We start from the raw sequence: 7770 nt of genomic DNA on the forward strand, positions 1-7770 counted from the left end.
CTATGGCTGCCCGCAAACCCACTGATAAAACACTCGGCGAGAGCCTTCGCGAACGTGGCGTCTCGCGCCGCGGCTTCCTGAAGTTCTGTGCCGCGACCGCCTCGATGATGGCGCTGCCGCCGAGTATGGCGCCGGCGATCGCCGCGGCGCTGGAGAAGGCCAAACGCCCGTCGGTCATCTGGCTGTCGTTCCAGGAATGCACCGGCTGTACCGAGTCGCTGACCCGCAGCCATGCCCCCACGGTGGAGGATCTGATCCTCGATGTCATCTCGCTGGATTATCACCATACCCTGCAGGCGGCGGCCGGCGATGCCGCCGAGCATGCGCGCGAGCAGGCGATGGCGGCGAATCCGGGCGAATATCTGGTCATCGTCGACGGCTCCATCCCCGGACCGGACGCAAACCCGGGCTTCTCGACCGTCGCCGGTCACAGCAATTACGCCATGCTGATGGAGACTGTGGAGAACGCCGCCGCTGTCATCGCGGTCGGCTCCTGCGCGACCTTCGGCGGTCTGCCCGCGGCCAACCCCAATCCGACCGGCGCCATGTCGGTGATGGATCTGGTGAAGAACAAGCCGGTCATCAACGTCTCGGGCTGTCCGCCGATCCCGATGGTGATTACGGGTGTCATCGCCCATTACCTCACCTTCGGGCGTCTGCCCGAGCTCGACGCCTACAATCGTCCGATGGCCTTCTTCGGTCAGTCGATCCACGACCGCTGCTATCGCCGACCCTTCTACGACAAGGGGCTCTTCGCCAAGACCTTCGACGACGAAGGTGCGCGACTGGGCTGGTGTCTGTATGAGCTCGGCTGCAAGGGTCCGACCACCTACAACGCCTGCGCGACCATGCGCTGGAACGACGGCACCAGTTGGCCGGTCGAGGCCGGACACCCCTGCCTGGGCTGCTCCGAGCCGAAATTCTGGGATGCCGGCGGTTTCTACAACGCCGTCTCGGTGCCGACCTCGGCCTCCGGCATGAATGTGCTGGCCGCGGGCGCGGCGGGTGTTGTCCTCGGCGGCGCGGTCGCCGCGCTGGCCAAGAAACAGACCAAGGCGGCCGTCGCCCATCGTCAGCCCGTCACGGTCGAAGAATTGGAGGCCAAGCTATGAGCGGCTCGATGGAGTTTCTGCTGTGGACCAAGGGTCCGATGTTCGACATCGCGATCGCCATCTTCGCGATCGGTCTGCTGGTGCGCATCACCGAGATCTTCATGCTCGGGCGCAAGAAGAACTTCGCCGAGGCGCGCGCCGGTGAGTGGGGGCCTGGCTTTCGGACCATGTTCACCCGCACCGTGGCGGATCCGGGCACCTTCCAGCGCGCGCCCTTCAACGTGGTGGTCGGCTGGGTCTGGCACATCGGTTTTCTGATGGCGCTGCTGCTCTTCCTGCCGCATATCGCACTGATCGAAAGCCTGACCGGTCTGTCCTGGCCGGCGCTGCCCAACCCGGTGATCAGCCTGGTGACCTCCGTCACCCTGGTCGCGCTGATCGCCACCCTGGTGCATCGCATGACGCACCCGGTGAAGAGGCGCATCAGCACGGTCGAGGATTATCTGGTCTGGGCCGTGGTCTTCGCGGTCGTGCTCACCGGCTGGCTGGCCTATTACCGCCTGGTCAACCCCTACCCGCTGGTCCTGGGCATGCACATCCTGTCGGCCGAGATCATGTTGATCCTGCTGCCCTTCACCAAGCTGACGCATATCTTCACGACCTTCATCGCACGCTGGTACAACGGGGCCGCATTCGGCCGTAAGGGGGTGCAGTCATGAGCGAACTGACGCTTGAACGGGGCCTTGCGGCCTTTCGCGCCGAGGTCGATGGTCCGGTCGCGGCCTTCTTCTCGAGCTGCGTGCACTGCGGCATCTGCGCCCAGGCCTGCCCCTTCTATCTCGAAACCGGCGATGCCAAGTACACGCCGATCTTAAAACTGGAGCCGCTGCGTCGCGTCTGGGAGAACGACTTCACGCTCTGGGGCAAGATCAAGGGTCTGTTCGGCCTCAACCATAAGGTCACGGACGAAATGCTGGCAGAGTGGGAGGAGTTGCTCTACGACTCCTGCTCCATGTGCGGTCGCTGTTCCATGGTCTGTCCGGTCGGCAACGATCTGGCGCTGATGATCCGTAAATCACGCGAGGGCATGGTCCAGGCCGGGCACGCACCGGAAGGACTGATCGCCGCCTCGGTGCGCGCCATCCAGACCGGCAGCCCCATGGGTCTGCAATGGAAGACCCTCGCGGTCCAGATCCAGCATGTGCAGACCAGCAGCGGACTCGAGGTCCCGGTCGACAAGGAGGGCGCCGAGTATCTGGTGCTTCTCTCCTCGATGGAGATCATCAACTTCCCCGAGTATCTCGAAGCCATCACCAAGATCTTCGACCACGCCGGGGTGACCTGGACGCTCTCGACCCAGTGCTTCGAGGCGACCAACGCCGGCATCCAGATCGGCAACAAGGACATCGCCGCCCAACTGGTCGAGCGTGTCGTGGCCGCGGCCGAGAAGCTCAAGGTGCCCAAGGTCATCAGCCCCGAGTGCGGCCATGCCTTCACGGCCATCCGTTGGGAAGGCCCGAACCTGATCGGTCGGCCCTATCCCTTCAGGGTCTTCCACATCATCGAGGTCCTGGATGAGCTGCGCGCCGCCGGGCGGATCAAGACCGAGGGGATGGAGACCGATCGGCTCTCGATGCACGATCCATGCAACCTGGCCCGCAAGAGCGGCGTCATCCAGCAGCAGCGCAATCTGATGAATCTGGTCGCCGAGAACTTCGTCGAACTCAAGGAGCACGGCAAGTTCCAGTGGTGCTGCGGTGCAGGCGGCGGGGTGAGTTCCAACGAGCGTGCCGAGCCGCTGAAGATGGCCGCCTTCAAGCGCAAAAAGGCGCAGATCGAAGAGGTCAATCCGGAACGCATGGTCACCATGTGTGCCACCTGCCGGACCCAGCTCGAAGAGGGTCTGGAGGAATTCAACATGGAGATCCCGGTGGTCGGTCTCACCGAGATGATCGCCGAGCACCTGGTGGAGAAGAACTGACATGAGCGAACGCATCGTCGTCGATCCCGTCACCCGCATCGAGGGCCATCTGCGCATCGAGGCCCAGATGGACGGGGTGAACATCGCCCAAGCCTACAGCTCCGGGACCTCGGTCCGCGGATTGGAGACCATACTCAAGGGCCGCGACCCGCGCGATGCCTGGGCCTTCGCCCAGCGCATCTGCGGCGTCTGCACACTGGTGCATGGTATTGCCTCGGTCCGCTCGGTGGAGGACGCGCTCAAGATCGAGCTGCCGCCCAACGCCCAGTTGATCCGCAACCTCATGATCAGCTCGCAGTTCGTGCACGATCATGTGATGCACTTCTATCACCTGCACGCGCTCGACTGGGTCGACGTGGTCAGCTCGCTGAGCGCGGATCCCAAGGCGACCTCGGATCTGGCCCAGTCCATCAGTAGCTGGCCCAAGTCCTCGCCCGGCTATTTCGCCGACACCCAGAAGCGCATCAAGACCTTCGTGGAATCCGGTCAGCTCGGCATCTTCGCCAACGGCTACTGGGGCCATCCGGCCTACAAGCTGCCGCCCGAGGCCAACCTCATGGCGGTCGCGCATTATCTGGAGGCACTGGCCTGGCAGCGCGATGTCGCGCGTCTGCACGCCATCTTCGGCGGCAAGAACCCGCACCCGAACTTCGTCGTCGGCGGCGTGCCCTCCCCGATCGATCTGAACTCGGACTCGGCCATCAATTCCAAACGTCTCGCCGAGGTGCAGCAGATCCTGCAGTCGATGCAAACCTTCGTCGACCAGGTCTATGTCCCGGACACCCTGGCGATCGCAAGCTTCTACAAGGATTGGGGCGAGCGCGGCGAGGGCCTGGGCAACTTCATGAGCTACGGCGACCTGCCGGCCACCGGGACCATGGATCCGGCGCAGTTCCTGTTCCCGCGCGGCGCTATCCTCAACCGGGATCTGAGCACCATCCACGAGATCGACCTGCACGACCAGGGTCAGATTCAGGAATACGTGGCCCACTCCTGGTACGAGTATTCGGGCGGCAACGACCAGGGGCTTCACCCCTTCGACGGCGAGACCGACCTGGAATACGACGCGCGCGGCGGCGTGAAACCGCCCTACAGACAACTGGACGTGGACGACGGCTATTCCTGGATAAAGGCGCCGCGTTGGAAGGGTCACGCCATGGAGGTCGGTCCGCTCGCCCGCGTGCTCATGCTCTATGCGAGCGGCCACGCGCAGACCAAAGAGCTGGTGGAGATGACCCTCACCACGCTGGATCTGCCCGTGCGTGCCTTGTACTCCACGCTCGGCCGCACCGCCGCGCGGACCCTGGAGAGCAAGATCCTGACCGACACCGCGCAGGGCTGGTACAACGAGCTCATCGCCAACATCAAGGCCGGCGACAGCCGCACCTTCAACGAGACCCTGTGGGAGCCGTCGAGCTGGCCCGCCGAGGCCCGCGGCACGGGTTATATGGAAGCCCCGCGCGGCTCGCTCGGTCACTGGATCGTGATCAAGAACGGCAAGATCGCCAACTATCAGGCGGTCGTGCCCTCCACCTGGAACGCCGGCCCCCGCGATCCGAGCAACCAGCCCGGTGCCTACGAGGCCGCACTGCAGGACAACCACCAATTGTTCGATGTGAAGCAGCCGATCGAAATCCTGCGCACCATCCACTCATTCGATCCCTGCATCGCCTGCGCAGTGCATCTGATCGATCCGGACACGGGTGAGCAGATGGAGATCAAGATCGCCTGAGGCGATTGTCTGGGAACGCAGAAGAAGGCCGCGAAACGCGGCCTTTTTTGTGGGTCGAGATTGAGTAGACGTAATCCACGATCTCGACTGCATCTGCGTCGCCGTTGCCCCGGACGAAGCAGATACGCCACTGCCGATTGATGCGGATGCTGTACTGCCCGGCGCGATCCCCACGCAACGCCTCCAGGCGGTTGGCTGGGGATGCGCAGATCATCCAGGGAGCACGCATTGTTCGGCATACGGCGCTTACGCCGGGCGACCTTCCGGATCTCCGGCGGAAGCCGACGATCACCCTGGCCGAACCAGATCCGCTCGGTCATCCTGTCGCGGAAGCCTGTTAGCATGGACTTGACTATAGCGCCCAGCGTTATGGGCCACGACACCCGGGGTACATCGAGCGCCCCGGATCGAAAAAGCGGCAGCTGATGAATCGCCCTTCAGCGACCGATCAAGGCCGGCCCCGCGGCGGCAATCACCACAGTGGCCAAACCCAGGCCCAAATTCACGGCCATCAACCCGCGGATCCACCCGAATGCGGAAGCGGCCTTCGGCCAATCGGCTGCGGCGACGCTGCTCTGCATCCGGCGGAACGGGATGACATAGATCAGTGTGAAGATCAGCGTCATGATCAGGGCAATGCCCATCATGGCATGGACATAGAGCCCGGCCTTGCCGCCCGACACCCCGAGGAACACCCAGAGTCCGCTCAGCCACAGGACGGCAATGGAGCCCCACACCCAGGGGAAGAAGCGCTGAAAGACGCCGCGTGCGACGCGCAGGCGGTGCTGGGGATCGAGCGCCTCTTTGAGCGTCGGACGCAGCGCAAAGTGGGCGAAGAACATCCCGCCGACCCAGATAAGACCGGCGACCTGGTGCAGAGCGATCGGGATGGCGATTTGGAGATTCATGGTCCGTTTCCTGGTGGAGTTTCAACAGGGCCGAGAGTTCGGCGCGGAGCGCCGAGGCGAGGAGTCGCATCGCCGCAGCGGTATGAAGAGAACATGACTAAAGATCGAGGGCCAAGCAGGACGGCTCGACCTTCAGGGTCAATCCCCCGCGGCGTCGGAATCCATCAGCACATCCGTCCTGCCCAGTGCCGCGACCCGCGCGACCGGCAGATCAGCACCGCGACGCCAGGCCGCAAGGGCCTCGCGCTTGTCCGCACCCGTGACCAGGATCAAACGCTCCGGGGCCGCGGCGAGGGCCAACGGGGTCAGGGTTACTCGATCGGGCGGCAGTTTCGGTGCCTCGTGCACGGGTGACGCCAACACGTCCGTCGGAGTCACATGACCGGGGAAGAGGCTCGCCGTGTGGCCGTCCTCTCCCATGCCCAACAGGATCAAGTCGAAGGGCATCTGACCTGCTATCAGCGCATTGTAGCGACCGGCCGCCGACTCTGCCCCCGACTCTGCCGGGATCCAGTGCAGATTGTCCGGCGGAATCGCAACGCGCTCCGTCAGGGCCAGCTCGATCGCGCGGCTGTTGCGCTCGGGGTCGTCGGGCGTGAGACAGCGCTCGTCGCCGAGAAAGAGATGCCAATGCGCCCAATCCTCGGGCTGATGGACCAAGCGATCATACGACGCCAAAGGGGTGCGCCCGCCGGCCAGGACACACCGAAACCGCCCGCGTGCCTCGATTGCACGGAGCGCCGCAGCGCTGATTCGGCGCGCCGTCTCCTCGGCAACCGCCTCCGCCGATTCGAACCGAATGAAGCGCATGATCTGCTCGCCCATAGCTCTCTGCCCGCTCCGACCAGTAAACTGACGGCGTTTTCTCACCTGATCGATACCGACCGTCACAACCTTATGAAGACCCTCTTGATCGACGACTCCAGAGCCACGCGGTACGCCTTGCGCATCGAGCTGAAGAATTGCGGTATCGATGTCGATACGGCCGAATCCGCAGAGGCCGCACTGGAGATTCTCAAAAGCCGGGTTCCGGACGCGATCTTCATGGATCATATCATGCCGGGTTTGAACGGCCTGGAGGCCCTGGAGATCATCCGTGCCGATCCGCGCACGGCACACATCCCGATCGTGCTCTGTACCTCGCAGGAGGACAGCGACTTCGCCGCTGCGGTCCGAAAGAAGGGTGTGCTCACCGTCCTGCCTAAATCGCTCGCCGCCGAGCGGCTACCCGAGGTCATCAAGTGCGTGCGCACGGCGATCGACAGCAGCACCCCGGCCGCGCCTGCGCCCATGGCAGCACAGGCCCCGCAAGCCATCACGCCCGTCGCCGCAATCGCAGCCCCACCCAGCCCGCTAAGCGAGGTCGAGCTGGTCGCGTTGATCGACGAGCGACTGGAGGCGGGCATCAACAAGCGCTTGACGATCCTCGTGGAGTCCCTGCGGCGCGACCTCACCGAGATCTCGATCGCCGAGGCACGCCACCTCGTCGATGCCCGACTCGCCGAGGAGCATGCCGCGAGCGCCGCCGCACCGCCCGGGGCCAGCCAGCAGGATCTACACGATCTCGAGGCGCGCCTGATCCGCGAAATCCTCCCGGAGCTGATCGGGGATCGCGTCGCCGCATCGCTCGCGCGCCAGCGCGCCGAAATCGTCGAGGAGCTGAGAGAATCACTCCCTGCCATGCGGGTGCAGCCGAGCGCAACCGGCGAGGGGGCCGTCTCGGGCGAGCGGGCTCCTACAGGGCGACAAGCCGAGTCGCGCCGCAACCTCTCCGACATGGAGGTCGTCGACGCCGCCAACCGCCTACGCGACATGGCCACGACCGCGCTGAAATCGCTGCGCGCGGCCATCAAGCGCCACGATCGCTGACCTTGTCCCCGTCGAATCGGACCCTCGGCGGCCGATGAATCAGCTGCGCGGGGGCTCGTCGCTGTCATGCGGTTCCTCGTTCGACGAGCTGTCCTCCGCGTGATTCCGATCCCGTCGAGCGTCGATGAACTGGGAATAGACCAGCCAGGCGGCAAGCGCCATGAAACCGTAAAACTCGATTGCCTTCAGTGAATTGCCATCCATTTATAGTGCTTTTCAGGATCACCT

Annotated in this window: 8 protein-coding genes and 1 pseudogene; 5 read left to right on the forward strand and 4 right to left on the reverse strand. The window is 64.2% G+C overall.

Annotated features, from left to right (window positions below; translation table 11 throughout):
- Nucleotides 1-2 precede the first annotated feature (2 nt).
- Genes B4N44_RS14850 through B4N44_RS14865 form a run of 4 tightly spaced genes read left to right on the forward strand, consistent with a single transcriptional unit; the run spans nucleotide 3 to nucleotide 4765 of the window.
- A complete protein-coding gene (locus B4N44_RS14850; RefSeq protein ID WP_296702314.1) occupies nucleotides 3-1112 on the forward strand; it encodes a hydrogenase small subunit in 1110 nt (369 codons plus the stop codon).
- Nucleotides 1109-1771 (forward strand): hypothetical protein, encoded by a 663-nt coding sequence (locus B4N44_RS14855; RefSeq protein ID WP_296702316.1) that lies wholly within the window; start codon nucleotides 1109-1111, stop codon nucleotides 1769-1771. The genes B4N44_RS14850 and B4N44_RS14855 overlap by 4 nt, the downstream gene beginning before the upstream one ends.
- Nucleotides 1768-3033, forward strand: a complete 1266-nt coding sequence (locus B4N44_RS14860) for a (Fe-S)-binding protein (RefSeq protein WP_296702318.1) — start codon at nucleotides 1768-1770, stop codon at nucleotides 3031-3033. Before B4N44_RS14855 ends, B4N44_RS14860 begins: the two co-directional genes overlap by 4 nt.
- A gap of 1 nt (nucleotide 3034) precedes the next feature.
- Nucleotides 3035-4765: a nickel-dependent hydrogenase large subunit gene (locus B4N44_RS14865; RefSeq protein ID WP_296702319.1), complete on the forward strand. Its 1731-nt coding sequence runs from the start codon at nucleotides 3035-3037 to the stop codon at nucleotides 4763-4765.
- Between the two features lie 70 nt (nucleotides 4766-4835).
- On the opposite strand, the pseudogene B4N44_RS14870 reads toward B4N44_RS14865, so the two are convergent.
- From B4N44_RS14870 to pgl, 3 genes and pseudogenes are all read right to left on the reverse strand, one after another.
- A pseudogene (locus B4N44_RS14870) lies at nucleotides 4836-5109 on the reverse strand (type II toxin-antitoxin system RelE/ParE family toxin); the annotation flags it as partial.
- Nucleotides 5110-5202: 93 nt separating this feature from the next.
- The gene (locus tag B4N44_RS14875; protein WP_296702321.1) at nucleotides 5203-5673 is read right to left on the reverse strand and encodes a DUF4149 domain-containing protein; all 471 of its coding nucleotides are present in this window, start codon (nucleotides 5671-5673) and stop codon (nucleotides 5203-5205) included.
- 138 nt (nucleotides 5674-5811) lie between these two features.
- Complete coding sequence (pgl, locus tag B4N44_RS14880; RefSeq protein WP_296702323.1) at nucleotides 5812-6498, reverse strand: 6-phosphogluconolactonase; 687 nt, start codon at nucleotides 6496-6498, stop codon at nucleotides 5812-5814.
- A 72-nt stretch (nucleotides 6499-6570) separates the two neighbouring features.
- Here pgl and B4N44_RS14885 point away from each other — a divergent pair, with 72 nt between their 5' ends.
- Nucleotides 6571-7542: a response regulator gene (locus B4N44_RS14885; RefSeq protein ID WP_296702326.1), complete on the forward strand. Its 972-nt coding sequence runs from the start codon at nucleotides 6571-6573 to the stop codon at nucleotides 7540-7542.
- 39 nt (nucleotides 7543-7581) lie between these two features.
- On the opposite strand, the gene B4N44_RS14890 is transcribed toward B4N44_RS14885, so the two are convergent.
- Nucleotides 7582-7746: a hypothetical protein gene (locus tag B4N44_RS14890; protein ID WP_296702329.1), complete on the reverse strand. Its 165-nt coding sequence runs from the start codon at nucleotides 7744-7746 to the stop codon at nucleotides 7582-7584.
- Nucleotides 7747-7770 lie beyond the last annotated feature (24 nt).

The sequence above is a fragment of the Thiocapsa sp. UBA6158 genome, assembly GCF_002423035.1.
Lineage (GTDB): Bacteria > Pseudomonadota > Gammaproteobacteria > Chromatiales > Chromatiaceae > Thiocapsa.

Bases quoted from the DNA above. Each gene is read 5' to 3' on its own strand.
- B4N44_RS14850 (WP_296702314.1), top strand. From the start codon at position 3: ATGGCTGCCCGCAAACCCACTGATAAAACACTCGGCGAGAGCCTTCGC.
- pgl (WP_296702323.1), bottom strand. From the start codon at position 6,498: ATGGGCGAGCAGATCATGCGCTTCATTCGGTTCGAATCGGCGGAGGCG.
- B4N44_RS14860 (WP_296702318.1), top strand. From the start codon at position 1,768: ATGAGCGAACTGACGCTTGAACGGGGCCTTGCGGCCTTTCGCGCCGAG.
- B4N44_RS14865 (WP_296702319.1), top strand. From the start codon at position 3,035: ATGAGCGAACGCATCGTCGTCGATCCCGTCACCCGCATCGAGGGCCAT.
- B4N44_RS14885 (WP_296702326.1), top strand. From the start codon at position 6,571: ATGAAGACCCTCTTGATCGACGACTCCAGAGCCACGCGGTACGCCTTG.
- B4N44_RS14875 (WP_296702321.1), bottom strand. From the start codon at position 5,673: ATGAATCTCCAAATCGCCATCCCGATCGCTCTGCACCAGGTCGCCGGT.
- B4N44_RS14890 (WP_296702329.1), bottom strand. From the start codon at position 7,746: ATGGATGGCAATTCACTGAAGGCAATCGAGTTTTACGGTTTCATGGCG.
- B4N44_RS14855 (WP_296702316.1), top strand. From the start codon at position 1,109: ATGAGCGGCTCGATGGAGTTTCTGCTGTGGACCAAGGGTCCGATGTTC.